22 protein-coding genes are annotated in these 24,438 nt (G+C 62.3%); 7 read left to right on the top strand and 15 right to left on the bottom strand.

Annotated elements, in window-relative coordinates; translation table 11 throughout:
* The first annotated feature begins 4 nt into the window (after positions 1-4).
* Genes ACQ4MS_RS05860 through ACQ4MS_RS05845 form a run of 4 tightly spaced genes read left to right on the top strand, consistent with a single transcriptional unit; the run spans position 5 to position 4,867 of the window.
* Complete coding sequence (locus tag ACQ4MS_RS05860) at positions 5-1,186, top strand: acyl-CoA dehydrogenase family protein (RefSeq protein ID WP_431098346.1); 1,182 nt, start codon at positions 5-7, stop codon at positions 1,184-1,186.
* On the top strand, positions 1,183-3,204 hold the full coding sequence (locus ACQ4MS_RS05855; protein ID WP_431098344.1) for a biotin carboxylase N-terminal domain-containing protein: 2,022 nt from the start codon (positions 1,183-1,185) through the stop codon (positions 3,202-3,204). The genes ACQ4MS_RS05860 and ACQ4MS_RS05855 overlap by 4 nt, the downstream gene beginning before the upstream one ends.
* Complete coding sequence (locus ACQ4MS_RS05850) at positions 3,201-4,379, top strand: acyl-CoA dehydrogenase family protein (RefSeq protein WP_431098343.1); 1,179 nt, start codon at positions 3,201-3,203, stop codon at positions 4,377-4,379. Before ACQ4MS_RS05855 ends, ACQ4MS_RS05850 begins: the two co-directional genes overlap by 4 nt.
* On the top strand, positions 4,376-4,867 hold the full coding sequence (locus ACQ4MS_RS05845) for a thioesterase family protein (protein WP_431098342.1): 492 nt from the start codon (positions 4,376-4,378) through the stop codon (positions 4,865-4,867). The genes ACQ4MS_RS05850 and ACQ4MS_RS05845 overlap by 4 nt, the downstream gene beginning before the upstream one ends.
* A 632-nt stretch (positions 4,868-5,499) precedes the next feature.
* On the opposite strand, the gene otsA is transcribed toward ACQ4MS_RS05845, so the two are convergent.
* From otsA to ACQ4MS_RS05810, 7 genes are all read right to left on the bottom strand, one after another.
* Positions 5,500-6,882, bottom strand: a complete 1,383-nt coding sequence (gene otsA / locus ACQ4MS_RS05840; protein WP_431098341.1) for an alpha,alpha-trehalose-phosphate synthase (UDP-forming) — start codon at positions 6,880-6,882, stop codon at positions 5,500-5,502.
* A gap of 175 nt (positions 6,883-7,057) precedes the next feature.
* Positions 7,058-8,917: a glycoside hydrolase family 15 protein gene (locus ACQ4MS_RS05835; RefSeq protein ID WP_431098340.1), complete on the bottom strand. Its 1,860-nt coding sequence runs from the start codon at positions 8,915-8,917 to the stop codon at positions 7,058-7,060.
* On the bottom strand, positions 8,914-9,762 hold the full coding sequence (otsB, locus tag ACQ4MS_RS05830; RefSeq protein ID WP_431098339.1) for a trehalose-phosphatase: 849 nt from the start codon (positions 9,760-9,762) through the stop codon (positions 8,914-8,916). The genes ACQ4MS_RS05835 and otsB overlap by 4 nt, the downstream gene beginning before the upstream one ends.
* A gap of 72 nt (positions 9,763-9,834) precedes the next feature.
* On the bottom strand, positions 9,835-11,112 hold the full coding sequence (locus tag ACQ4MS_RS05825) for a multifunctional CCA addition/repair protein (RefSeq protein WP_431098338.1): 1,278 nt from the start codon (positions 11,110-11,112) through the stop codon (positions 9,835-9,837).
* A gap of 62 nt (positions 11,113-11,174) precedes the next feature.
* Positions 11,175-11,480 carry an NIPSNAP family protein gene (locus ACQ4MS_RS05820; protein ID WP_431098337.1) on the bottom strand — a complete coding sequence of 102 codons (306 nt, stop codon included), beginning with the start codon at positions 11,478-11,480 and terminating at the stop codon, positions 11,175-11,177.
* A gap of 13 nt (positions 11,481-11,493) precedes the next feature.
* Positions 11,494-12,252: a glutathione S-transferase family protein gene (locus tag ACQ4MS_RS05815; RefSeq protein ID WP_431098335.1), complete on the bottom strand. Its 759-nt coding sequence runs from the start codon at positions 12,250-12,252 to the stop codon at positions 11,494-11,496.
* 262 nt (positions 12,253-12,514) lie between these two features.
* Complete coding sequence (locus tag ACQ4MS_RS05810; RefSeq protein ID WP_431098334.1) at positions 12,515-13,471, bottom strand: complex I NDUFA9 subunit family protein; 957 nt, start codon at positions 13,469-13,471, stop codon at positions 12,515-12,517.
* A gap of 200 nt (positions 13,472-13,671) precedes the next feature.
* On the opposite strand from ACQ4MS_RS05810, the gene ACQ4MS_RS05805 reads away from it, so the two are divergent.
* Complete coding sequence (locus tag ACQ4MS_RS05805) at positions 13,672-14,115, top strand: hemerythrin domain-containing protein (protein ID WP_431098333.1); 444 nt, start codon at positions 13,672-13,674, stop codon at positions 14,113-14,115.
* 92 nt (positions 14,116-14,207) lie between these two features.
* Here ACQ4MS_RS05805 and ACQ4MS_RS05800 read toward each other — a convergent pair whose 3' ends face one another.
* The 8 genes from ACQ4MS_RS05800 to ACQ4MS_RS05765 form a co-directional block, all read right to left on the bottom strand.
* Entirely contained in the window at positions 14,208-14,753 is a 546-nt protein-coding gene (locus ACQ4MS_RS05800; RefSeq protein WP_431098332.1) for an MgtC/SapB family protein, read from the bottom strand.
* A gap of 114 nt (positions 14,754-14,867) precedes the next feature.
* Positions 14,868-15,512 (bottom strand): YdeI/OmpD-associated family protein, encoded by a 645-nt coding sequence (locus ACQ4MS_RS05795; RefSeq protein ID WP_431098331.1) that lies wholly within the window; start codon positions 15,510-15,512, stop codon positions 14,868-14,870.
* A gap of 167 nt (positions 15,513-15,679) precedes the next feature.
* A complete protein-coding gene (locus ACQ4MS_RS05790; protein WP_431098330.1) occupies positions 15,680-16,855 on the bottom strand; it encodes an ABC transporter substrate-binding protein in 1,176 nt (391 codons plus the stop codon).
* Between the two features lie 58 nt (positions 16,856-16,913).
* The gene (locus ACQ4MS_RS05785; protein WP_431098329.1) at positions 16,914-18,767 is read right to left on the bottom strand and encodes an AMP-dependent synthetase/ligase; all 1,854 of its coding nucleotides are present in this window, start codon (positions 18,765-18,767) and stop codon (positions 16,914-16,916) included.
* A 127-nt stretch (positions 18,768-18,894) separates the two neighbouring features.
* Positions 18,895-19,692 (bottom strand): ABC transporter ATP-binding protein, encoded by a 798-nt coding sequence (locus ACQ4MS_RS05780; RefSeq protein ID WP_431098328.1) that lies wholly within the window; start codon positions 19,690-19,692, stop codon positions 18,895-18,897.
* Positions 19,689-20,486, bottom strand: coding sequence for an ABC transporter ATP-binding protein (locus ACQ4MS_RS05775; RefSeq protein ID WP_431098327.1), 798 nt, complete (start codon positions 20,484-20,486; stop codon positions 19,689-19,691). The genes ACQ4MS_RS05780 and ACQ4MS_RS05775 overlap by 4 nt, the downstream gene beginning before the upstream one ends.
* On the bottom strand, positions 20,483-21,559 hold the full coding sequence (locus ACQ4MS_RS05770; protein WP_431098326.1) for a branched-chain amino acid ABC transporter permease: 1,077 nt from the start codon (positions 21,557-21,559) through the stop codon (positions 20,483-20,485). Before ACQ4MS_RS05770 ends, ACQ4MS_RS05775 begins: the two co-directional genes overlap by 4 nt.
* Positions 21,560-21,565: 6 nt before the next feature.
* A complete protein-coding gene (locus ACQ4MS_RS05765) occupies positions 21,566-22,441 on the bottom strand; it encodes a branched-chain amino acid ABC transporter permease (protein ID WP_431098325.1) in 876 nt (291 codons plus the stop codon).
* 188 nt (positions 22,442-22,629) lie between these two features.
* On the opposite strand from ACQ4MS_RS05765, the gene ACQ4MS_RS05760 reads away from it, so the two are divergent.
* Complete coding sequence (locus ACQ4MS_RS05760) at positions 22,630-24,015, top strand: acyclic terpene utilization AtuA family protein (RefSeq protein ID WP_431098324.1); 1,386 nt, start codon at positions 22,630-22,632, stop codon at positions 24,013-24,015.
* Complete coding sequence (locus ACQ4MS_RS05755; RefSeq protein ID WP_431098323.1) at positions 24,012-24,389, top strand: AtuA-related protein; 378 nt, start codon at positions 24,012-24,014, stop codon at positions 24,387-24,389. The genes ACQ4MS_RS05760 and ACQ4MS_RS05755 overlap by 4 nt, the downstream gene beginning before the upstream one ends.
* Positions 24,390-24,438: the final 49 nt, after the last annotated feature.

Genomic DNA, 24,438 nt, shown 5'->3' with positions numbered 1-24,438 from the left:
CAAAATGCAGTACACCCACGAACATCTGGAAATCCAGAAAACCCTCAAGCGCTTTATAGACGCCGAGATCAACCCGCATGTCGACGAATGGGAAGCCGCCGAGATATTTCCGGCGCATGAAGTCTTCAAGAAGCTGGGCAATCTCGGCCTGCTGGGCCTGACCAAACCCGAAACGTACGGTGGCGCCGGGCTGGACTACTCCTACGCCATGGCCATGGCCGAAGCGCTGGGCCACATTGATTGCGGTGGCGTACCCATGGCCATCGGCGTGCAGACCGACATGTGCACCCCGGCATTGGCGCGCTTTGGCAGCGACGAACTCAAGCATGAATTCCTGGCGCCTGCGATTTCTGGCGACGCTGTCGGTTGCGTCGGCGTCAGCGAGCCGGGAGCCGGAAGCGACGTCGCCTCCATCAAAAGCCACGCCCGCAAGGATGGCGGCGACTACCTCATCAGCGGCCAGAAGATGTGGATCACCAACAGCCTGCAGGCTGACTGGATGTGCATGCTGGTTAACACCGGCGAAGGCCCGGCGCACAAAAACAAAAGCCTGGTCATGGTGCCCATGCGCGAAGGCGGCAAGCTGCGCAAAGGCATCGAGGCGGCGAAGAAGATCAGGAAGATCGGCATGCATTCGTCCGACACCGGCTTGATTTACTTTGACGAAGTGCGTGTGCCGCAGCGGTACCTCATCGGCACCGAAGGCTCGGGTTTTGTCTACCAAATGATGCAGTTCCAGGAAGAGCGCCTGTGGTGCGCGGCCAGCTGCATCCAGTCGCTTACCAACTGCATTGAATGGACGGTCGAGTGGGCCCATGAACGCAAGCTCTTCGGCGCGGCCCTGGCCGACCAGCAATGGGTGCAGTTCAAGCTGGCCGAGATGAAGACCGAAGTCGAAAGCCTGCGGGCCATGACTTACCGCGCTTGCGAACTCTATGTACAGGGCCAGGACGTGACCGAACTCGCTTCCATGGCCAAGCTCAAGGCCGGGCGGCTGAACCGCCTGGTGCCCGACACCTGCCTCCAGTTCTGGGGCGGCATGGGCTACACCTGGGAGAACAAGGTCTCGCGCATGTTTCGCGACGGCCGGCTCGGCTCCATAGGCGGCGGCGCCGACGAAGTGATGATGGGCATCATCGCCAGGATCATGGGTGTTGCCAAATCCGGCAAGAAGCCTGCTGCATGACCAACATAAAAACCCTGCTGGTCGCCAACCGCGGCGAAATTGCGCGCCGCATCATGCGCACCGCGCAGGCCATGGGTATGCAGACGGTGGCGGTGTACTCAGACGCCGACGCCGGTGCGCTGCATGTGCGTGAGGCGGGAAGCGCGTTTGCGCTGGACGGTGTCAGCTCGGCCGACTCGTATTTGCGCATCGACAAGCTGATTGCCGCGGCCAGGGACAGCGGCGCCGATGCGGTGCATCCCGGCTACGGTTTCCTCAGTGAGAACGCCGCGTTCGCCGACGCGGTGCTTGCAGCGGGCCTCACGTGGGTAGGGCCGCCGCCAGCCGCCATACGGCAGCTCGGCAGCAAGTCGGCCGCCAAGCAGCTTGCGGCTTCGCAGGGTGTACCTTGCTTGCCCGGCTACCAGGGCGATGACCAGTCTGTTGGCCGGTTTGCGTCCGAAGCCGAACGCATCGGCTATCCGCTGATGGTCAAAGCCGTCGCCGGCGGCGGCGGACGCGGCATGCGGCTGGTGCATGAGGCTGCGCAGTTGCTGGCGGCTCTGCAGAGCGCGCGTTCGGAAGCGCTTGCGGCTTTTGGCAGCGCGGAGCTGCTGATCGAACGGGCTCTGCTGAACCCGCGCCACGTGGAGGTCCAGGTGTTTGCCGATGCGCACGGCAATTGCATTCACCTGGGTGAGCGCGACTGCTCGGTGCAGCGCCGCCACCAGAAGATCATTGAAGAGACGCCCAGCCCGGCGGTGGATGCGGCGCTGCGCGCGCGCATGTGTGGCGCGGCCGTGTCGCTGGCGCAGGCCGCGGGCTACGTTGGGGCGGGGACGGTGGAGTTTCTTGTCGAGGGGCCGGAGTTGAGCGCCGCCGGGCCGCCCCAAGGCGCGAAGGCCCCCTTGGGGGGCAGCGCACACGAAGTGGCAAGCGTGGGGGCCAATTTCTTCCTGATGGAAATGAATACCCGTTTGCAGGTGGAACATCCGGTGACGGAAGCGGTGACCGGGCTTGACCTCGTTGATTGGCAGTTGCGCGTGGCGCGAGGAGAGACGCTGCCTCTCACGCAAGAGCAGGTGGTATTCACCGGCCATGCGATTGAAGTGCGCCTGTGCGCCGAAGACGAAAACTTCACGCCGCACACGGGCACGGTGCAGCGCTTTCGGGAACCCGGTGGCGTCCGCTTTGACCACGCGCTGTTTGAAGGGCAGGTGGTTTCGCCGCATTACGACTCGATGCTAGGTAAGCTGATTGCACATGCCTCGACGCGCGGCCAAGCCATTGACCAGTTGACGGCGGCGCTGGGCCGCACCGAGGTGCTGGGGTTGCCGACCAATCGGCGCTCTCTGGCGGCTTGCCTTGGGCACCCGGTGTTCCGCTGCGGCCAGGCGCTAGTTCCTTTTTTGACTGAGCAGGGCGGGGTAATCAGGGGGTTGCTACAAAAGGAGGAGCTGAATGCGCAGGTGATTGCTGGGCTATCCGCCATTTTTACTAAAAACTCTGATCTGCCATGTCCTTTTCCCAAACCGGTCAGGCTGCGACACCGTGCGAAGTTGTTGGACTTGCGCGTCCGCGAACTCGGCCGGGGAGAACTGGAAGTTGAAGTGGGAGGCGAAGTACTGCGCGCCGCAATCACGCCGCAAGCCGATGGGACTGTGGCGGTAAGCATGGGCCAGATGCTGCAGCACGTATCTGTTGTGCGCCTGAAAGAAGCTGCGGGTCAATCGGCTGTGCGTTGGCATGTTCAGATGGGCGCCGTTGACCTGTTTCTGGAAGATGCCACGTTTGAACCCGCAACATCTGGCGGTACGGTCGCCGCGCAGGAGTTGCGCGCACCGTTCAACGGCAAGATCATCGCGGTCCACGCCGGGCCCGGCCAGGCCGTGAAGCGCGGCGAGACGCTGCTGGTGATTGAATCCATGAAACTGGAGCATGCGATCGACGCCCCGCATGATGCCGTGCTGGCTGCCGTGATGGCAGAGGTGGGCCGGCAAACCAGCCCTGGCCAGGTGCTGCTGAGGTTTGAAGCATGAGCGCACCGCTTCAACCAACGCATCACGAAGATGCTGAGGCCGTTGCGGCCATGGTAGATACCGTACGCCGTTTCGCCGAACGCGAGATTGCGCCGCATGTCACGCGGTGGGACGAAGCCGGCGGGTTTCCGCGCCAGCTTTATTCACAGGCCGCGGCATTGGGCTTGCTGGGGCTGGGCTACCCTGAATCACTGGGTGGCACGCCTGCCTCTTGGCGGCTGCGCAATGCGGTCACCCTGGCGCTGTGTCGTTATGGCGGCAGCGGCGGCGTCATGGCCAGCCTCTTCTCCCACAACATCGCGCTGCCGCCGGTGCTGCGTCACGGCAGCCCGGCCTTGCAGCAAGAGGTCGTCGCGCCCGTGCTGCGCGGTGAAAAAATCGCAGCGCTGGCCGTCACCGAGCCGGGGGGTGGCTCCGACGTGGCCTCTATGCGAACGACAGCGCGGCGGGACGGCGCTGACTATGTGGTCAATGGCGAGAAGGTCTTTATTACTTCGGGCATGCGGGCCGACTTTCTGACGGTGGCGGTACGCACGGGCGAGGCCAAAGGCCCGAGCGGCATTTCCATGCTGGTGGTGCCGGGCGATGCGGTGGGCCTCTCGCGCAGCCCTTTGCAGAAGATGGGCTGGTGGTGCTCGGACACGGCGCATTTGCGCTTTGACCATGTGCGCGTGCCGGCCCGCTATTTGATCGGCGAAGAAGGTACCGGCTTTCGCATGGTCATGGGCAACTTCAATGGCGAGCGCATGGCCTTGTCGGTGGCTGCATTGGGTTTTGCCCAGGCCTGCCATGACGAAGCGCTGGACTGGGCGCGCCAGCGCCAGACCTTTGGCGCGGCGCTGGTCGAGCGCCAGGTGATACGCCACAAACTGATGGACATGCAGATGCGCATCGCATCGACCCACGCCTGGGCCGATGCGCTGGCCGCGCGTGCCGATGCGGGTGAGGAAGCCGCGGTCAACGCGGAATGGGTCGCGCAGGTGTGTCTGCTGAAGAACCACGCCACGCAAACCATGCAGTTCTGTGCCGACCAGGCGGTGCAGATTCTGGGCGGCATGGGCTATATGCGCGGCACAAAAAGCGAGCGTATCTACCGCGAGGTCAAGGTCATGATGATTGGCGGCGGTGCTGAAGAAATCATGAAAGACCTCGCTGCACGACAATTGGGCCTATGACCAAAGCTTCCATCACCCCCGCCGACACGATTGAGTTCGAGCCCGAATTCGTTGCCAGCCTCAAAGAGCTGTTTGAAGAAAAAATCGTTTTCAACAAGCTGTTGGGGCTGAAGATCACCTCGGTGACGGCTGAACAGGTCACCGCACGCATCGACATGCGCAACGAGCTGATAGGCCACTATGCGCACAACCGCATTCACGGCGGCGTGATCAGCGCGGGGCTTGATGCGATGGGCGGGCTGGCGGTGATGGCGGCCATAGGTGCACGCCACATGGACGAATCGCCGACGCAGCGGCTGCACCGATTTTCCAAGCTGGGCACCATCGATCTGCGGGTGGATTATTTGCGGCCCGGTATCAGTGAGTTTTTTGAGTTGCGGGCTGAGGTGATGCGGCTTGGGTCGAGGGTGGCGAGTACGAGGATGGAGTTTTTGGGTGCCGACGGGAAGCTGTTTTCTACCGGGGCTGGGGCTTATATCGTTTCTTAGTGTTTTGCTTTTTGCTGAGAGTGGCTGGCCGGGGTTGCCCGGCTGCAAGTAACTTTTCTTTGCTTCGCCAAAGAAAAGTCACCAAAAGAAAGGCGACCCGCAGTCTGGGTCCCTACGCTTCGCTTCGGGCAACCTGCGCTGCTCGACTCCGGCGGCGTTCCGCAGAACTCGCTACGTTGCACTTCGCTCAAACAACTGCGGCCCGACCTTCCGCCTCCGTCTGCGCTGCTCGGCCCAGCCAGAACGGGGAAGTCCGAATTCGAATACAAAGACGAATACCAACAAGGACACGCCATGGCGTGTCCTTGTTTCTCCAGGTATCGGGTTCTTGTCTTGGGCTGTGGGCTGTTTGGTATTCCTTCCCCACCCCCTTCTGTATGCGCCGAGGAGCGCAGGGCCAGACGGATCAGGGCAAAAACTTGTTTGAGCGAAGCGAGTTGTTTTTGACCCCGGCTGGACCGAGCACCGCAGGTTGCCCCGTAGCGCAGCGCAGGGGTCGCAGACAGCAGGGTCGCCTTTTCTTTTGCTTACTTTTCTTTTGGCGAAGCAAAAGAAAAGTGAGTAGCTGCCGGGCTACCCCCGGCCAGCAGACCTCAGAAGTACACGCTAAAGCCGGAGCAAGACCGACTCAACTAAGCTGGCCCCTCATACCCAAGCGCATTCAAAAACTCCTTCCGCCACCAGTGCACATCGTATTCGCGGATTTTCTTGAGCAGCTTCTGGTGCCTGGCCTGGCGCTCTTCCAGGGGCATCTGCAACGCGCGCTGTACGGTGTCAGCCGTGCCGTCGGTATCGTAAGGATTGACGAGCAGCGCGTCCTCAAGCTGCTCGGCCGCACCTGCAAAGCGCGACAACACCAGCACCCCCGGATCGGCCGGATCCTGCGCGGCGATGAATTCCTTGGCCACCAGGTTCATGCCGTCGCGCAGTGGCGTGACCAGCGCCACTCGGGCTACGCGGTACAGGCCCGGCAGGCGCTTGCGCGCCACGTTGCGGTGAATATAGCGAACGGGCATCCAGTCAAGCTCGCCGAAATTGCCGTTGATGGCGCCGCACAGGCTTTCAAGTTCCTGCAACAGATCGGTGTAGGTGCCCATGTCTTCGCGGCTCGGTGATGCGATCTGGATCAGCGTGGCACTGCGGATGTTTTCCGGATATTTTGTCAGCAGGGTTTCAAACGTCCGAAGCCGCTGCGGCAGGCCTTTGGAATAGTCGAGCCGCTCCACGCCCAGCAGCAGCTTGCGGCGTGAATATTCTTCCTTCATGCGTTCGTACATATCGCGCGCATCCTGTGCATGCGTGAGCGCCGCGAACTCGTCCACATCGAGGCCGATCGGGAAGGCGCCTGCGCGCACCGTGCGGTGAAAAGCCCTGAAACGGTGGTCGCCCAACGCTACGGCGCCGGCTTCTGCCTGGACGTAACGCGAGAAGTGCAGCAAGTCGTTTTCGCTCTGGAAGCCGACCAGGTCATAAGCGAACAAGGCGCGCATCAGCCACTCATGCTGGGGAATGGCGGCAAGCACCTGCTGCGGTGGCAGCGGAATGTGCAGGAAAAAACCGATGCGGTTGTTGCATCCCATGGCACGCAGTTCCGCGGCCATGGGGATCAGGTGGTAGTCGTGGATCCAGATGATGTCGTCAGGCCGCAGCAGGCTCATGAGCTTGTGGGCAAACAGCCGGTTGACGCGGCGGTAGGCCTCGATGAAGGCCGCATCGAAGCGCGCCAGGTCCAGCCGGTAGTGAAACACCGGCCAGAGCACACCATTGCTGTAGCCCAGGTAATAGCCTGCGTGATCTTCAGTCGACAAATCCACCGTGGCCAGCTTGACGTTGCCCGCCTGCTGCACATGCAGCTCGCCTTCGCCCGGCGCGCCACCCTCAACGACCGTGCCGCTCCAGCCAAACCACAGACCGCCCGTGGCGTTCAGTGCATCGCCCAGTGCGACTGCCAGGCCACCGGCTGCGGCTTTGCGCGGATCAGCCACGCGATTCGAGACAACCACCAGGCGACTCACGACATGCCCCCCACGCTTGTCACTTCGTGTACTGCGCGAGGCCTTGCAGGCCGCGGCTCGCGAGACGCTTCGCCTCTGTCGCCTGTCCAAACCTGCGCAGGCAGGCTTGGAGCCGCAGGCTCCAGCCCCTCGGGGGCCGTTTTTTCCTTGGGGTGGCCCGGCGGAAAAATGGCGCTCATACCTGTGACTCCCAAGGCATTGAAAGGCGCACGGCCGCATTGATGATGCCTACCATCGAATACGTCTGCGGAAAATTTCCCCACATCTCGCCGGTCACGGGATGTGTGTCTTCCGACAGCAGGCCGACGTGATTGCGGGCTGCCAGCATGGTCTTGAAAATCTCGCGCGCCTGCTCCTTGCGGCCTATGCGTGCCAGCGCGTCGATGCGCCAGAAAGTGCAGATGTTGAAGGCGGTTTCGGGTTTGCCAAAGTCGTCGGGCGCCTCATAGCGGCGCATGTAGGGGCCGTCGCACAAATGGGTTTCCAGTGCATCCACCGTGGCGATGAAGCGCGGATCTTTCGGGTCGATGAAACCCACCTCAATCATCAGCAGGACGCTGGCGTCCAGGTCGCGCCCGCCAAAGCTTTCGGCAAAGGCCTGCCGCTCTTCGCTCCAGGACTCGCGCAGGATGCGTTCCTGCATCACGGCAGCGTGGCTGCGCCAGTAATCGGCCCTGTCGGGCAGCGCCAGCACCAGTGCGATCTTGGCCAGCCGGTCGGCGGCCGCCCAGCACATCAGGGCCGAAGAGGTATGGATGCGTGCGCGTGTGCGCAGTTCCCACATGCCGGCGTCGGGCTGGTCGTAGTTGCGCACGGCCTGTTCGCCGACGTCCTCCAGCCGCTTGAACTCGGCAATGCCCGCGCGGTGGAGCAGGCGGTGGTCGTGGAAGGACTGGGCCGCGCCCAGCAGCACATTGCCGTAAACGTCGTGCTGGAAGTGCTCTTGTGCCTGGTTGCCTACGCGTACGGGGCCCATGCCGCGGTAGCCGCCCAGGTGCACCATGATGGATTCGGGCAGCTCGCGCTCCAGGCCTATGCCGTAGAGCGGCTGGATATGCCCGCCATTGGATTGCACCACCACATTGCTGAGCCAGCGCAGGTAGTCTTCCATGGTGCCGACTTCCGACAAGCTGTTGAGCGCGCGCACCACGAAGAATGCGTCGCGCAGCCAGCAAAAGCGGTAGTCCCAGTTGCGCTGGCTGCCGGGTGCCTCGGGAATGCTGGTGGTCATGGCCGCGACGATGGCGCCGGTGTCCTCGAACAGCGAAAGCTTGAGTGTGATGGCCGCGCGTATCACGGCCTCCTGCCACTCCAGCGGAATGTGCAGGCGCTGGCTCCATTTTTTCCAGTAGGAGATGGTTTCCTGCTCAAACAGGCGCGCCGTGTCGGCGATGCCGTCGGCAAGCGACTCGTCGGCGCCCAGCAAAAAATTGTGCTCACGCGTCAGCACAAACGGCTGTTTTGACAGCAGGTGGGAAATCGACACGTCGGTGTTCAGGCGCAGCGTGAATTCGTCGCCCACATAGCGCAGGTGATTGCTCCCCTGTGTGATGAGCGGCTTGCGCCGGCCCCAGTCGAAGCGCACGTCAAGCGACACGCGGATGCGCGGCGCGCCATGGATGGGTTTGACGCGGCGCACGATCGTCATCGGCCTGAAGAAGCGCGAGCGGCTGAAAAAGCGAGGCGCGAAGTCGGTGATCTCTATACCCTGTCCGCGTTTGTCGAACAGCTGGGTGCGCAGCACGGCGGTATTGGGCTCATACCACTGCCTGGCCTCGGCGAAGTCTTCGATTTCGATGGCGAAGGCGCTGGCCTGCGAGTCCCCCGAACCAGGGGTTGTCGCATCGGCTTGCCCAGGCTGCGGCTCCAGCAGCGCATTGAACACGGGGGCGCTGTCAAACCGCGGCAGGCAGCACCAGACGATGCGGCCGCGCACGTCAATCAGTGCGCTGAACGCGCAGTTGCCGATGACACCCATCGCCAGGGACGGCTCGGCCGGCGGTGCAAAGCGAATGGAGTCGTCCGTGACGCTCATGGGCGGCTTTCCTGGATGGCTGCCTGCCGCTGCGGGCCCCTTGCGCCAGCCGTGTCTTCCGCGGGGCCGCCCAGGGCGGCGTGCAACCACTGCCGCAGGTGGGCCGGCGATGCGCAGCGGTGCTGCGCAAGCGTCGCGCCTTCGCCGACCTTGATGCCTTTTCCGCCCAACAGTTGAACTGCGGAGAACCCGTCTTCATCGGTAGTGTCATCCCCCGCGAAGATGGGTTGGCGTCCGGCAAAGGGTGGCTCGGTCATGAAGGCCCTGATGGCAATACCCTTGCTGACGTTGGCCGGTTTGACTTCAAATACAAACTTGCCGCTCAGCAGTTCTACCCCCGGCGTGCTGTCCGCGGCTTGTTGCATGACCTCCAGGCACAGCGCCTCGAGCGTTGGCGCATGGCGGTAGTGCAGGGCGACCGCTGCTGATTTGATTTCCACACGAAGGCCGTCGTGGTGTGCCGCCAGTTCCGCGGCGCGGCGCGCCACTTCCTGCACATCGGGGGCTGCCAGGCTGACGACGCGGCCATCGGCCTGGCGGCGCAGGGCGCCGTGTTCGGCTGCCGCGGGCAGCCGCAGCGGCGCCAGGAAGCTGTCCAGGTCGGCCAGCCTGCGTCCCGACACGATAGCCAGTGCACCCCCCAGCTGTTCTGAAAGCCGGACCAGGGCCGGAATCACGCCTGATGCCAATTCAACGCCCTCAGGCTCGGACGCGAGGTCGGCGAGCGTGCCGTCAAAATCCAGGAAGAGGGCCGTCTGCAGACCTATGGTCGGTAATGCCGCCGAAAGCGGTGTAAGCGCCGGTGATGGGGACAGTGGGGATGAGGAGGAGGGAGGGAGATGCATCGCCCTCCACCTTAGCAGCGCCTTTTTCCCGCAGCTGTAGGTCAGTTTCGCTTTTTCACGTTCAGCCGGGCGCTACGACGCCCCGGCCACCCCGGGGCGTGCATCCTGTACGGCCTTGACCCGTGCCTGGTGAATGACTTCGCCGATTTTCCGGCCATCCTGCCCTGCAGCTTGCGCATTCAGCGCCAGCGGCTGCGTTTGCACAGCCTGCGCAGCGGCCAGAGCCTCCAGCAGCCGTGTGCGCTGGGGATAGGGAGAGTCCTCCAGGCCCAGGCGGCCGCGGGCGTCGCACTCACAGGCCAGCAGCACATCGGCAAAGCGCTGTGGCTTGCGAAAGGCGTCGCAGCGCTCCAGCAGGCGCACCACTGCGGCCGCGCTGAAGTCCTCGCTGCGGTGGATGTTGCCGTGTTCGCGTGCCACCACGTCGGCCATTTCCCGGCACTCCACGGGTACGCGCAGGCGTTCGCAAACATCCTTGAGCAGGAAGGCGCTGCGCTCCTCGTGGTTGATGTGCCGCGGCAGGATATCCGCGGGTGTGGTTCCTTTGCCCAAATCGTGGCACAGGCAGGAAAAACGCACCGCCAGGCCGGCTTGCAGCCGCGCCGACATGTCCATCACCATCGTCAGGTGGACACCGGTGTCGACTTCGGGGTGGTAGTCGGCCCGCTGGGGAACGCCCCAGAGGCGCGCCACCTCGGGCAGCAGTTTTTGCAACGCACCGCTTTCGCGCAGCACTTCGAGCATGCGCGATGGTTTTGTTTCCATCAGGCCGCGCGCCAGCTCCTGCCATACGCGCTCGGGCACCAGGGCATCGACCTCGCCGCCCTCCACCATGTCCTGCATCAAGGCCATGGTTTCAGGTGCCACCGAAAAGTCCGGAAAGCGCGCCGCAAACCGGGCCAGCCGCAGGATGCGGACGGGGTCTTCACGGAAGGCGTCTGTTACGTGGCGCAACACTTTGTCCCGGATGTCCTGCTGCCCGCCGAACGGATCGATCAATGCCGAAAAATCAGGATCAAAAACGGCTGAAGCCGTTTCTGAACGGGCGGGAGCAGCTATCGAATTGATAGTAAGGTCGCGCCGCGCCAAATCCTGTTCCAGCGTGACGTCGGGCTCGGCATGCACCACAAAGCCACGGTAGCCGCGCGCCGTCTTGCGCTCGGTGCGGGCCAGCGCGTACTCTTCGCGGGTGTCGGGGTGCAGGAACACCGGAAAGTCTTTGCCGACCGGCAGGTAACCCTGCGCCACCAGCGTTTCAGGGGTGGCGCCTACGACGACCCAATCGTGGTCCTGCACAGGCAGGCCCAGCAAGGCATCTCGCACCGCGCCACCAACCATGTAAATTTCCATGAAGCCAGTTTAGCGGCTTGGGCTTTGGCTGGGGCATCCGCCCTCTGCCGAGGGCCAGGAGCTCAGGAGAAAACCGGCCGGAAGAAACTGCGTTCGTAGCTGATGATGCAGCCCGTGGTTTCGGCGTACTTGAAGGCCGCCAGGCAGTCCTGGTCGGCAAAGGAGTCCTTGCGGTAGATCTCATAGGCTGCCAGGCTCTCAAAGGTGAACAGGGCTAGCGCAATGTTGTTGGCACCTTCGCTGGGCATGAAGTAGCCGTGGTGTGTACCGCCGAATTTTTCGACCAGCGGAATCCACAGCTTCGCGTAGTGCTCGAACTCCTTGAGCCTGGCGGTGTTGAGCACGTAGCGCAAATAGATGGTGACCATGAGCGGATCCTGATTACCGCTTGATGCGGTAAGGTTCTTCGAACTCGCGAAAGTCGTTTTCCGCCAGTGCGTCGTCGATCCAGGCCTTGACACCGGGCAGGGCGCTGACGCGCTGGATGTAAGCGCTGATCTGTGCAGGCACCGGCAGGCCGTAGCGGCTCAGGCGCATGCAAACCGGCGCAAAGAACGCGTCGGCAATGCTGAATTCACCAAATAAAAAATTGGCCCCCACGGTCGACTCCGTCTCCCTGCCCCCCGAGGGGGCGCTCGCACCTTGGGGCGGCCCGGCGGTGCGATGGCCCTTGTATTGCGCGAGCAACTCGGTCCACATGTCCACCAGCCGCTGCACGTCCGCCCGCACGGCCGGTTTGTCACGCCAGATCAGCTGGCCCACCTCCGAAAGGTCCGCCTCGATGTTCATCGGGCAGGCCGAGCGCAATGCGCCAAAGCCGCTGTGCATCTCGGCGCACACGCTGCGCGCCCGGGCACGCGCTTTCACGTCCTGCGGCCAGAGTTTTTTGTCGGGAAAGCGTTCGGCGGCGTATTCGGCAATCGCCAGCGTGTCCCACACCACAAAACCGTCGTCATCCAGCGCCGGCACCCGGCCGGTCGGGTTCACGCCGCCGATTTTTTCCTTGAAAGTCGAATTTGCGTCGAACGAATCAAAACGCAGCTTGATCTCTTCAAAAGGAATGCCCACCTGCTTGAGCAGCACCCAGGGGCGCATCGACCAGGAAGAGTAATTTTTATTGCCGATATAGAGCTTGAGCATGATGTGCCTGTTCTGCTGACGATGAAGGAAAGAAGTCAAATTGAAACGACTTTCGATGCTACCGCCGTGCGAAATCCGGATTGATGCAAAAAATCCTCGAAATTAATGCGACACCCATGCCGAATAAGAAGGGCGGTTTCCCTCTTCAGGCCAGCCGGGGCCGCGGAACCGGCTTTGCCGGGCCGCAGGCGCAGCGCCCCCTCGGGGGGCAGGGAGCTACACGAAGTGAGCGACCGTGGGGGCTCTATTCCACCGTGGGGGCTCAGAACCTGCCGGCCGTCTTGCGTTTGGCCGTCAGTCCGCTGCGCAAACCCTGCGCACCCAGATAGGAAGGGCCGATGGCATCCAGCGCAGCAGGGTGGATGCCCAGCGCCTGCAGGCCGGGCAGCTTGCCGGTGGCCACGTTGTCCGTGGCCATGGCGTCCAGGTTGTCGCGGCTCAGCAAGGGGTCACCGGGAGCAAGTTCCATGAGGCGCGCCTGCAGGCGCGCCAGCACCGCCGGCAGCGCGATCACGGGCCGTCCCTTGCCACCGTTGATGCCGGCATAGCGGCCTGCCAGTTTTACCAGCTGCTGCAGCGTGAACACCTCAGGCCCGCAGATTTCATAGATCTGGCCGGCGGTATCGGGGTTCTGCAGGCACCGCACGATGGCACTGGCCACATCTTCCACCCACACGGGCTGAAAGCGCGCGTTGGCGGCGGCCAGTGGAACGACCGGGAACATTTGCTGCAGCTGCGCGAAGGTGTTGAGGAACCTGTCTTCGGCGCCAAAGATCACGCTGGGCCGCAGCACGGTCACGTCCAGCCCGGTGCTGAGCAGCACGGCTTCGCCGCGCGCCTTGGTGCGCTGATACATCGATGCCGAGCCGGGTGACGCGCCCAGTGCGCTGATGTGAATGATGCGCCTGAGGCCGCTGGCCTCGCAAGCGCGGGCGAGTTCCAGCGGCAGTTGCACATGCGCTTTGTTGAACGCAGCCTCGGTGCCGTGCAGGATGGCGATCAGGTTGACCACGGCGTCGTGGCCGGCCAGCAGCGGCGCCAGTGAGAGCGCGTCATGGGCATTAGCCTCTATCACGTCGACCAGCGGCAGCATCTGCAGGTGCCGGGCATTGACGCTGCGGCGTGTGACGACGGTGACGCGGCATTGCAACTGGGCGAGTTTTTCGCAGACGTGCTGGCCGACAAAGCCAGTGCCGCCAAGGAGGAGAATTTTGTTCATAGACCGCTAATTTAGCGCGCTTCGGCTGCCTTTGCCGGTTTTAGCGCTGGCGGCACATGCCGCAGCATCATTTTGGGCATTCACCCAGGTGGAATGGGTGAAGGTAGCTATCAATTTGATAGTGAATGGGCAGACTCCATCTCCTCAGATTTCGTCTTTGGACTACACGGCCGTGCCAGGCCGGCTCGCACAATGGCCTGATGAACATCTTTGAAGCACTGCGAACAAGCCACGAGAACCAGCGCACCCTGGCCGATCACCTGATCAGGACGCAGGGTGACAGCAAGGAAAGGGACTCACTGTTCAAGGAGCTCAAGCGAGAGCTGGCAGCGCATGCTGCCGCCGAAGAACGGTTTTTTTATGTGCCGCTGATCGCGCATGACATGACGCAGGAACCCTCGCGGCATGGCATTGCGGAACACCACCAGATGGACAAGCTGGTCGAAACACTGGAGGAGACAGACTTCAGCTCACCGGCCTGGCTGGCCACGGCCAAAGAGTTGCACCACAAGATCTACCATCACCTCGAAGACGAGGAACAAGGCGTGTTTCAACTGGCGGGCAAGGTATTGTCCGACGTGGAGAAGTTGTCCCTGGCCAAGGGTTACGAAGGCGAATTTGTCTCGCAGCGCATGAAGGACTGAACCGGCTACTTAAGCTGCTCACCGAACTTGAGCAGGTTGCCGCGCGGGTCGATGACACGATGACAGGCGGCGTCGTGTGGATGCGGGCTGGTTCATGGTTTACCTTCGGGCTTGTTGCCATCGGTCAGCAGCGGCTCGGGCTTCTCAAAAATGCGCACGAGGCGGGGCACTAGCGCCAGGATGCCGAGCGCCAGCAGGGCGCTGAGCACAGCCGTGGCCTCGCGCCCCATGCCTGCTGCCATGCCGATGGCCGCAGTCAGCCAGATGCCGGCCGCAGTGGTCAGGCCCTTGACCTGCTCCTCGTCGCTGAGGCCTTTGAAGTGGCCCTTGATGATGGTCCCCGCGCCGAGGAAGCCAATGCCGGCGGTGACCCCCTGGATCACCCGGCTCAAGTCGGCTGTGATCATGCCGGCCTGCTGGGACACCAGCACGAACATGGCAGAACCCATGGCCACCAGCATGTGCGTGCGCACACCGGCCGCTTTGCCTTTTTGCTCGCGCTCTATGCCCAGCAGGCCGCCCAGCAAGGCTGCGAGCGTGAGGCGAATCATCACGCGGGTCGCCTGCTCGGCATCCGGCAAATCCGAAAACTCCGAGATGATGGTTTCACCGACTTGTTGCCACCAGGTGGACGCCATGCGGACTCCTTTGGATCGTAAACAGGTTCTTACGTGTTCGGTTGATGGGAGGGGTTCGATCAATTGAATGTACCGTGTATGCCCAGCCGCGTCACCGCAAAGCCCCGTCTGCTTTCAGGGGTGGATTTTTTCGCCGCGCTTGAGCATGTCCGCAAACTTCACCAGCCGGCGCTCGCGTGTCTCGCTCTTTTTGGCGGCCTGCAGCCTGAACAGAATCGCGAAACGGTTGCGTGAGTCCAGTGATTCGAAGAAGGCTTTGGCCTTGATGCTTTTTGCAAGCAGCGCCGCCAGGTCTTCGGGTACCGTCATCTTGCTCTGCGCGTCGTAGGCGGCATCCCAGCGGCCATCGGCCCTGGCGCGTTCGACTTCGGCCAGGCCCGCCGGCTGCATGGCGCCGGATTCAATCAGCGCCAGGGCCTTGGCGCAGTTCACCTTGGACCAGGTGCTGCGTGCGCGGCGCGGGGTGAACTTCTGCAAAAAGTACTGCGCGTCCATGGCGTTGCGCTGGCCATCTATCCAGCCCTGGCACAGGGCTGCTTCCAGCGCTTCTGCGTGGGTGATGGAGGCTATGCCCGAATCCTTTTTCGCGATCTGCAGCCGCACGCCTGCGCTGCTCCCATGGTGTTTGGCCAGCCACTGGGTGAAGGCCTGGGTGTCTTTGCAGCGTATGGTGGAGAGCGCCGGCGCAGGGCTTTTGGCGGGAGTTTTCGCGGAGGCCTTCGAGGCAGCTTTGGAGGCGGGTTTGGCGGAGGTGGGCATGCCGCATTTTGCGTGACACAAAGGGCTTCCGGCAAGGCACGACCGGCAGGAGCCCGGCGCGATCTGCTACAAATTCAGGAGCTACCTGTGCGTATGAATAAAGGGGCGCATTGTGTTTTGGCATAAAAAAACCACCCGAAGGTGGTTTGGGAAAGCGTCTGACAACTTCACTGCGTGATGTAGTCAGACACCACTTTCCAGCGCGCGTCCTGCAAGACCGACAGGCGCGACTGGTTGTTGCCCAGGCGCTTTTGCGGGCCGAACTTGCCTTCGGCGCTGCCAAAGATGTCGGGTGGGTAGACCATGGTGTCCATGGCCTTGATGAAGCTGTCGGTCGAAAGGTTGGCGCCGGCTTTCTGCGATGCGCGCAGGAAGCTGTCGATCACCGTATAGCCGTAGACCGAGAACACCGTCGGGTCTTCATTGAAGGCGGTCTTGTACTTGTTGGCCCAGAAGCGGATGGGCTGCGAAGCCTCGTCCAGGTAGGGGTTCTGCACGGTCATGGTGGCGTAGAGGCCGTCCATGGCCTTGCCGCCCAGCTTGTGGATCAGGTCGGTGTAGGCGGCGCTGGAGCCCAGGAAGACCGGGTTGTAGCCAAGCTTGCGCGCGGTGCCGATGCCGCCAATGGTTTCGCGGATGATGGTGCCCAGCACCACCAGGTCGCACTCGGATGCCTTGAGCTTGGCGATCTGCGATGAGAAGTCGGTGGCGCCGCGCTTGAAGGAGGTTTTCTCGACCATGGTCATGCCGATGGTCTTGAGGCCGTCATCGGCGCCGCGCTGCACCTCCAGGCCGAACTCGTCGTCCTGGTACATCGAGCAGACCTTTTTGGCGTTCTTTTCCTTCACCAGCTTGGGTACTGCCGATTTCATCTGGTCGTAGTAGGTGGCGGCGAAGGAGTACTTGAGCTTGTGAAAGGGCTCATACATTTCACGCGCAGCCGTCACCGGGAAGAAGTTGATGACGTTTTTCTCGAACTGCACCGGCATGGCGGCCAGGTTTTGCGCGGTGCCCAGGTGGCCCACCATTGCGAAGATCTTGTCCTGGTTCACCAGCTTCTGCGCAGCCAGCACCGCCTTTTTGGGGTCATAGCCCGAATCCTCGACGATCAGCTTGACCTTGCGGCCGTTGATGCCGCCTTGTTCATTGAGCTCGTTGACGCGCAGCATCATGCCGTTGCGGATCTGCTTGCCGAAGCCCGCGAGCGGGCCCGACAGATCCTGGATGGAGCCGAGCGTGATCTCGGTTTTGCTGACGCCCTGGCTTTGCGCCTGCGCTGTAGCAGCCGTGAGGGCTGCCGCACAGGCCAGTACGCAAAGTGCGGCGGTTGATTTCAGTTTCATGATGTTGTCTCCTGTAAAGGTTCTTGCTCTTGTTGACTTGATGCACTGTGCTTGGTACTCAATACATGGCCTCAATCTGCGGCGCGTATTTTTTCTCCACGAGCTTGCGCTTGAGCTTCATGGTCGGGGTCAGTTCTTCGTCCTCGGCGGTGAGCTGTGTGTCGAGCAGGAAGAATTTCTTGATCTGCTCGACCCGCGCAAACTTCTTGTTGACCCGGTCGATCTCTGCCTGAATCAATTCTTGCACTTCGGTTGCGCGCGTCAAGCTGGCGTAATTACTGAAGGGTATGTCCGCATCCTGGGCGAATTTCTCGACGTTTTCCTGGTCGATCATGATGATGACGGTGAGGTAGGCTCGCTTGTCGCCGATGACCACCGCGTCGGTGATGTAGGGCGAGACCTTGAGTTCGTTCTCCAGCTCGCTGGGGGTCACGTTCTTGCCGCCGGCGGTGATGATGATGTCCTTCATCCGGTCGGTGATGCGGAAAAACCCTTCCTCGTCCACGACGCCCACATCGCCGGTGTGCAGCCAGCCTTCGGCATCCAGCGTTTCGGCGGTTTTTTCGGGCTGGTTGAGGTAGCCCATGAAAACATTGGTGCCGCGCACCAGGATTTCGCCGGTGGCCGGGTCCAGCCGCATTTCGTTGTAGCCGGCGGCCGGGCCTATGGAGCCGGGTTTCATGCGGCTGGCCGGCACGCCGCTGGCGGCGCCGCAGGTCTCCGTCATGCCCCAGACCTCCAGCATGGGCACGCCCAGCGCCATGTACCACTTCACCAGGTCGGGCGAAATGGGCGCCGCGCCGGTGACGCAAAAACGCGCCTTGTGAATGCCGATGAGCTTGCGCGTGTTGTTCAGTGCCAGCCAGCGCGCTAGCATGAACCGGGCCTTGAGCGATGCGCTGACCGGCTGGCCGGCCAGCACGGTGTCGGCAATGCGCATGCCCACGCCAATGCTCCAGGCGTACGTCGCTTGTTGAAGCCAGCTGGCTTCCTTCAGCGCGATCATCACGCCGGAATAAAACTTTTCCCACACACGCGGCACGGCGGTGAATACCGTGGGGGCGATCTCGCGTACGTTCTCGGGAATGGTTTCGGGGTTTTCGACAAAGTTGAGCTTGGCCCCCGCGTACATCGAGAAGTATTCACCGCCCATGCGTTCGGCGATGTGGCACAGCGGCAAGAAGCACATGCGCTCGTCGTTCTCGTCCTGCGCCACCAGCGTGTTGTAGCCGCGCGCGGTAAACACCAGGCCGCGCTGGCGGTGCATCGCGCCCTTGGGCTTGCCGGTGGTGCCTGAGGTGTAAACCAGGATGGCCAGGTCTTCAGGTTTGCAGGCGTCGGCGCTGTCTTTCACGGCATCGGGGTGGTCGGCCAGGTAGCTGCGGCCCAGCGCGCGCAGTTCGTCCAGACCCATCACGCCTGGGTCGTTCAGGTCGCGCAGGCCTTCGGTGTCAAACACGATGACCTTGCGCAGCAGCGGCAACTGCGGCCGCACTTCCAGAGCCTTGTCGAGCTGCTCGTCGTCTTCGACAAAGAGCACGGTGGTGCGCGAGTCTTCGCAGAGGTAGTGCACCTGCGATGCGGCGTCGGTGGGGTAAATGCCGCTGCAAACGCCGCCGCAGCTCAGCACCGCCAGGTCGGACAGTACCCATTCGATAACGGTGTTGGAAAGAATGGATGCGCATTCACCGCGTGCAAAGCCCAGGCTCATCAGGCCGGCAGTGATCTCGCGCACCGCATCGCCGGTTTGAGCCCATGTCCAGCTGCGCCAGATGCCGAGCTTTTTCTGCCGCATCCATGTTTTATGGCTGCGCTGCTCCACCGCGTTCCAGAACACGGCGGGAATGGTTTCGCCCGGCATGACGATGGCATGCTCGGGTTGAATGTGGCTCAGATCCCAAAGATTGCTCATTCGAAACTCCAATGCCGAAACACAGCAGGCTCAGTGCAAGGATGCCGCGGAACCGGCTTTGCCGGGCCGCCAGCATCGCCCCCCAGTGGGGGGAGGAGGCCGAAGGCCGATTCAGGGGGCGCCTTTCTCATCTCCAGGTCTTTTTTTTCTTCCAGCGCCGCTCGCCACGCACGCCGTCCTCTTTCATCCCGAGGTAGAACTCCTTGATGTCCTCCTTCTCGCGCAGGCGGGCGCAGGTATCTTCCATCACGATGCGTCCGTTTTCCAGCACATAGCCGTAATCGGATGCGTTGAGCGCCATGTTGGCGTTCTGCTCGACCAGCAGGATGGTGGTGCCGCGCTCGCGGTTGATGCGCACCACGATCTCGAAAATCTCCTTGGTCAGCTTGGGTGACAGGCCCAGGCTGGGCTCGTCCAGCAGGATGAGGTCGGGCGAGGCCATGAGTGCGCGCGAGATCGCCAGCATCTGCTGCTGCCCTCCTGAGAGCAGCCCGGCATCTTGCAGGGCGCGCTCTTTCAGAATGGGGAAGTAGCTGTACACCGACTCCATGTCGAGTGCCACGCCGTCGCGGTCTTTGCGGGTGTAGGCGCCCATCAGCAGGTTGTCGCGCACGCTGAGCAGCGGAAACACTTCACGGCCTTCAGGCACATGGCTCAGGCCTTGCTGCACGATCAGCGCCGGGTCTTGCGCGGTGATGTCCTGGCCCTTGAACTCGATGGAGCCCTTGCGCGGGTCGAGGATGCCGGAGATGGTTTTCAGGATGGTGGACTTGCCCGCGCCGTTGGAGCCCAGCACGGTGGCGATCTCGCTGCGCCGCACCTGCAGGCTCACGCCGCGTATGGCTTTGATCGGGCCGTAGGAGCTCTCGACGTTGAGGAGCTTCAACACCGGCTGGTCGCTGACGGGGGGCGGCACTGCGCTCATGACGTCCTCCGCAAGGAGGTAACTTCGTCAACGGAACCCAGGTAGGCCTCAATGACGCCAGGATCGTTTTGCACCTCACGCGGCGTGCCCACAGCCAGCACCTCACCCTGGTTCATGGCCAGGACGCGGTCAGACACGCGGGAGACCAGTGACATGTCGTGCTCGACCATCAGCACCGTGATGCCCAGCTCGTGCTGGATGTCCTGGATCCAGAAAGCCATGTCACCGGTTTCTTCCACATTGAGGCCGGAGGAGGGCTCGTCGAGCAGCAGCAGTTGCGGCTCGGTGCACAGGGCGCGCGCCAGTTCGACCACCTTGCGCACGCCGTAAGGCAGGCCTGCCACCATCGAATCGCGGTGGTGCTGCAGGTCGAGGAAATCAATCACCTGTTCGGCTTTTTCGCGTGCCAGCAATTCAGCCTCGCGCGCCTTGGCGGTAAAGAAAAGATCGTGCAGCAAGCCGGTTTGCCGGTGTGTATGCCGGCCGATCAGCAGGTTGTGCAGCACGGTGGCGTGTTCAAACAGCTCGATGTTCTGGAAGGTGCGCGCAATGCCCAGGGAGGCGATCTTGTGCGGCGGCTGGTGGGTGAGCTTTTCACCGCGGTATTCGATCTCGCCGGCGGTGGGCGTGTAGATGCGGCTGATCAGGTTGAACACCGTGGTCTTGCCTGCGCCGTTGGGGCCTATCAGCGTGAAGACTTCACCCTGCTTGACGTCAAAGCTCACGTTGTTGACGGCCAGTACACCGCCGAAGCGCACACTCAGATTTTTGGCTGAAAGAAGTGTCATGTTCATTTCAGGCGATCTGACTTCTGGAAAGATTTCTGCCGCTTGAACAGGCCTTTGCGATAGAAGGGAAAGAGCTGCAGGTAGGTCCGAATCTTGAGCCAGCGGCCATACAGGCCCATCGGCTCAAACAGCACAAAGGCAATCAGCACAATGCCGTAGACGGCCGCCTGCAGGCCGGGCGCCTGGCCTATGGTGGTGGGCAGGTAATCTTTGGTGAGGCCAATCACCTGCGGCATGGAGATCAAAAAAATGGCACCCAGAAAAGCGCCGTGCACTGAGCCTACGCCCCCGATCACGATCATCAGCAACAGGTCGATGGATTGCAAAATGTTGAACTGGTCAGGCGAGATGAACTGCAGCTTGTGCGCATAGAGCGCGCCGGCCACGCCAGCCAGCGCGGCGGACAAGGCGAATGACAGCGTCTTGTAGCGCGCCAGGTGAATGCCCATGCTTTGCGCGGAAATTTCGGAATCACGAATCGCCACAAAAGCCCGGCCTGTGGGCGAGCGCAGCAGGTTGAGAATGCCCAGCGTGGCGGCCACGGTGATGATGAGGCAGAGGAAATAAAACGACTCGCCGCTGGCCAGCTTCCAGCCGAACATGTCGGGCACCTTGATGTGGATGCCTGCATTGCCGCCGGTGACGCTTTCCCAGCGCGCAAACACTTCTTCAACAATAAAGCCGAAAGACAGCGTGGCCATGCCGAGGTAAATACCTTTCACCCGCAGTGCGGGCAGGCCTACGACCAGGCCGACCGCAGCCGACAGGCCGGCGGCGCACAACAAGGCAATGGGAAAGGGCAGGCCGGCATTGGTCATCACTGCCTGCGTGTAGGCGCCCACGCCCAGGAAGGCCGCATGTCCCAAGGAGAAGAGGCCGGTAAAGCCCGCGAGCAACATCAGGCCCAGGCCGGCAATCGCATAGATCATCACGAAGGTGAGTTGGGCGAGCCAGTATTCGGGGAACAGCCAGGGCGCGGCCAGTAGCAACAGCATTAACGCGCCGTACCAGAACACATGGCCGGCGTGCTTGGCCAGCTTGATGTCTTGCCCGTAATCAGTTTTGAAAATAAAGCGCATGGGTGATCAAACTTTCTTGCGCAATTTTTCGCCGAACAGGCCGCTGGGCTTGACCATCAGCATGATGAGCACCACCACATAAGCAGCGATGTCCTTGAAGCCGTCGGGCAAATAAAAGCCCGAGAACGATTCGACCAGGCCAATGACAAGGCCGCCCACAATGGCGCCGGGCAAGCTGCCGAAACCGCCCACCACCGCAGCCGGGAAGGCCTTGAGCCCGATGAAGCCCATGTTGGCGTGCACAAAGGTGATGGGCGCGAGCAAGAGGCCTGCGATGGCGGCGACGGCCGAGGCCAGCGCCCACACCAGGCCGTTCAGCCGCTTGACGGGAATGCCCATGTAATACGCGGCCAGCTGGTTTTGTGACGAGGCCTGCATCGCGATGCCCAGCTTGCTGTACTTGAACATCGCAAACAGGATGAGGCACAGCACCGCGGTGGTGACGATGATGGCGACCTGCTCGACGTTGATGACCAGCGTGCCCAGGTTCCAGATCTGGTCTTTGTAGGGCACGGGCAGCACATAGGTTTCAGTGCCGATGCCGGGGATCATGGTGATGAGGCCACGCGCCGTGTAGCCCACGCCGATGGTCAGCATGACGATGGAAAACGCGGGCTGGCCGAGGATGGGACGTATGACGAGGCGCTCAAGCACCATGCCGAAGAGCGCCATGCCCGCGATCGCGCTGATCACCGAGAGCCAGAAGGGAAAGCCCAGCAAGGTCATGCAGGCCAGGCCACCGAATGCGCCCAGCATCATCAGCTCGCCCTGCGCGAAGCTGACCGTTTCGGTGGCTTTGTAGATGAGTACAAAGCCCAGCGCGATCAGCCCATAGATACAGCCTTGGGCAATGCCGCTGATGAGCAGCTGCAGAAATTGCAATCGCGTCTCCTTAGTGAGACTTGGTTATAGCTGTCACCTATTGGTCTGTCGCTAGGGGTTGTTCCGAATACGTGTCACCTTGGTGATCAAGCGTAATCCCTTAGCATGGGTTCATGCGGGTGCTGGGCCACCAACTCATCCCGATTGCCCCCGGCCTGATCCCCCACAAAATCGTAAGCAGGTTCTATATGCAAGGAAATATTCGAATCGGCGCCGGCTTGGGTTTCTATGGCGACGCATGGGAGCCCGTGGCCGCGAGCATTGAGCGTGGTGGTGTGCACTACATCGCGAGCGACCATCTCGCCGAGTTGACGCTGGCCATCCTGCAGAAAGACCGGCAGCGTGATCCCTCGCTCGGTTACGCGCGCGACGTGGTGCCCATGCTGATGAAGCTGTGGCCATTGATGCAGGCGCGGGGCGTGAAGTTCATCTGCAATGCGGGCGGGCTCAATCCTGCGGGGGCAGGTGCCGCATTACGTGCGGCGTTTGCGATCAAGGGATGGCAAGCGCGCATCGCGGTGGTTACCGGCGATGAGGTGCTGCCACAGCTGGCAGCGCTCGCGCCGCCGCATATGTTCAATGGCCAGGCTTTTGAATCCGTGCGCGAGCGCATGGTGTTTGCCAATGCCTATGTCGGTGCGCGGCCCATTGTTTCGGCGTTGCAGCAGGGTGCCGACATTGTGGTGACGGGGCGCGTGGCCGATGCGGCGCTGTTTCTGGCGCCGCTGGTGCATGAGTTCAACTGGAAGCTGGAGGACGCAGAGACGCAAGCCGATCTCGACCGGCTGGCGCAAGGCCTCGCGGTGGGGCACTTGCTGGAATGCTCGGGCCAGGGCAGCGGCGGCAACTTTGGCAGCCAGGAGGCTTGGAAGGCCATTCCCGATCTGGCGCATATCGGCTACCCGATTGCAGAAGTGAGTGAAGACGGCAGCGCGCTGATCACCAAGGCGCCCGGCACCGGCGGGCGCATCAACTTTGACACCGTGCGCCAGCAACTTTTGTATGAAGTGCACGACCCGGGGCACTACGCCTCGCCCGACGTGGTGATGGATTTGTCGGCCGTGCGGCTGGAGGACCTGGGCAACGATGCCGTGCGCATGACCGGCGTTCGCGGCCATGCGCGGCCCGCGCAGCTCAAGGTAGTGGGTGGGTTTCGTGACGGCTACAAGGCCGAAGTCACCTGGGGTTTTAGCTGGCCCGATGCGTATGACAAGGCGCTGGCGGCGGTGGAGATGGTGAAGGCGCAACTGGCTGACAAGCGCATGGCGCATGACGAGTTGTTTGTCGAATTTCCGGGGCTTAACTCGGCGCACGGCCCGCTGGCGCCGCTGCCGGCGCCGGAGGTGCTGGCTGAACTCAATGAAGTCTGGATGCGCGTGGTCATCAGAACGCAGGACAAGGCGGTGGCCGACGGCTTCGGCCGGCTGTTTCCATGGATGGCCTTGAGCGGGCCGGCCTACACCTGCGGCTTTCACGGCCTGAACAATGCCAGTGAGCTCCTGGGCATCTGGCCTGCGCTGATAGACCGGCAGGCGGTTGAGGCGGCGGTGCGCATGGAGGTGCTGCCATCATGAAAGTGCCACTGGTGAAACTGGCCCACGCGCGCAGCGGCGACAAGGCCGACTGGGTGGACTTCGGCCTTTTTGCGTGGAATGAAGCCGGCTACCGGCTGATGGAGCGCGAGGTGACGGCGGAGCGCGTGCAGGCGCACTTTGCGCCCTGGTTGCCGGGCGATGTGACGTGCTGGCGCTTGCCAAATATCCTGGCGCTCAAGCTGGTGCTGAAGGGCGCACTGCAAGGCGGCGGGGCGCGCAACCTGCGCATGGACAACCTGGGCAAGTCCATGGCGGCGGCCTTGCTGCGCATGGAAATCGAAGTGAGCGCGGAGGAGCTCGCCGGAGCCGGCGCCGCGCCGCGTGTGGGGTGGTGGCCGGATCGACGCGGGTAGGGTGAGATTAAGAATGAAAAAGCCCTGTAGCCCAGGAATTTGCTGGGTT

The sequence above is a fragment of the Polaromonas aquatica genome (genome assembly GCF_050626995.1).
Lineage (GTDB): Bacteria > Pseudomonadota > Gammaproteobacteria > Burkholderiales > Burkholderiaceae_C > Polaromonas > Polaromonas aquatica_A.
Note: the sequence above shows the minus strand (reverse complement) of the source record. Positions and strands in the feature narration are given on the sequence as shown.

What these genes read in the sequence shown, in the direction of transcription:
- ACQ4MS_RS05860 (WP_431098346.1), top strand. Translation starts at nt 5, where the DNA reads ATGCAGTACACCCACGAACATCTGGAAATCCAGAAAACCCTCAAGCGC.
- ACQ4MS_RS05855 (WP_431098344.1), top strand. Translation starts at nt 1,183, where the DNA reads ATGACCAACATAAAAACCCTGCTGGTCGCCAACCGCGGCGAAATTGCG.
- ACQ4MS_RS05850 (WP_431098343.1), top strand. Translation starts at nt 3,201, where the DNA reads ATGAGCGCACCGCTTCAACCAACGCATCACGAAGATGCTGAGGCCGTT.
- ACQ4MS_RS05845 (WP_431098342.1), top strand. Translation starts at nt 4,376, where the DNA reads ATGACCAAAGCTTCCATCACCCCCGCCGACACGATTGAGTTCGAGCCC.
- ACQ4MS_RS05835 (WP_431098340.1), bottom strand. Translation starts at nt 8,917, where the DNA reads ATGAGCGTCACGGACGACTCCATTCGCTTTGCACCGCCGGCCGAGCCG.
- otsB (WP_431098339.1), bottom strand. Translation starts at nt 9,762, where the DNA reads ATGCATCTCCCTCCCTCCTCCTCATCCCCACTGTCCCCATCACCGGCG.
- ACQ4MS_RS05825 (WP_431098338.1), bottom strand. Translation starts at nt 11,112, where the DNA reads ATGGAAATTTACATGGTTGGTGGCGCGGTGCGAGATGCCTTGCTGGGC.
- ACQ4MS_RS05820 (WP_431098337.1), bottom strand. Translation starts at nt 11,480, where the DNA reads ATGGTCACCATCTATTTGCGCTACGTGCTCAACACCGCCAGGCTCAAG.
- ACQ4MS_RS05815 (WP_431098335.1), bottom strand. Translation starts at nt 12,252, where the DNA reads ATGCTCAAGCTCTATATCGGCAATAAAAATTACTCTTCCTGGTCGATG.
- ACQ4MS_RS05810 (WP_431098334.1), bottom strand. Translation starts at nt 13,471, where the DNA reads ATGAACAAAATTCTCCTCCTTGGCGGCACTGGCTTTGTCGGCCAGCAC.
- ACQ4MS_RS05805 (WP_431098333.1), top strand. Translation starts at nt 13,672, where the DNA reads ATGAACATCTTTGAAGCACTGCGAACAAGCCACGAGAACCAGCGCACC.
- ACQ4MS_RS05800 (WP_431098332.1), bottom strand. Translation starts at nt 14,753, where the DNA reads ATGGCGTCCACCTGGTGGCAACAAGTCGGTGAAACCATCATCTCGGAG.
- ACQ4MS_RS05795 (WP_431098331.1), bottom strand. Translation starts at nt 15,512, where the DNA reads ATGCCCACCTCCGCCAAACCCGCCTCCAAAGCTGCCTCGAAGGCCTCC.
- ACQ4MS_RS05790 (WP_431098330.1), bottom strand. Translation starts at nt 16,855, where the DNA reads ATGAAACTGAAATCAACCGCCGCACTTTGCGTACTGGCCTGTGCGGCA.
- ACQ4MS_RS05785 (WP_431098329.1), bottom strand. Translation starts at nt 18,767, where the DNA reads ATGAGCAATCTTTGGGATCTGAGCCACATTCAACCCGAGCATGCCATC.
- ACQ4MS_RS05780 (WP_431098328.1), bottom strand. Translation starts at nt 19,692, where the DNA reads ATGAGCGCAGTGCCGCCCCCCGTCAGCGACCAGCCGGTGTTGAAGCTC.
- ACQ4MS_RS05775 (WP_431098327.1), bottom strand. Translation starts at nt 20,486, where the DNA reads ATGAACATGACACTTCTTTCAGCCAAAAATCTGAGTGTGCGCTTCGGC.
- ACQ4MS_RS05770 (WP_431098326.1), bottom strand. Translation starts at nt 21,559, where the DNA reads ATGCGCTTTATTTTCAAAACTGATTACGGGCAAGACATCAAGCTGGCC.
- ACQ4MS_RS05760 (WP_431098324.1), top strand. Translation starts at nt 22,630, where the DNA reads ATGCAAGGAAATATTCGAATCGGCGCCGGCTTGGGTTTCTATGGCGAC.
- ACQ4MS_RS05755 (WP_431098323.1), top strand. Translation starts at nt 24,012, where the DNA reads ATGAAAGTGCCACTGGTGAAACTGGCCCACGCGCGCAGCGGCGACAAG.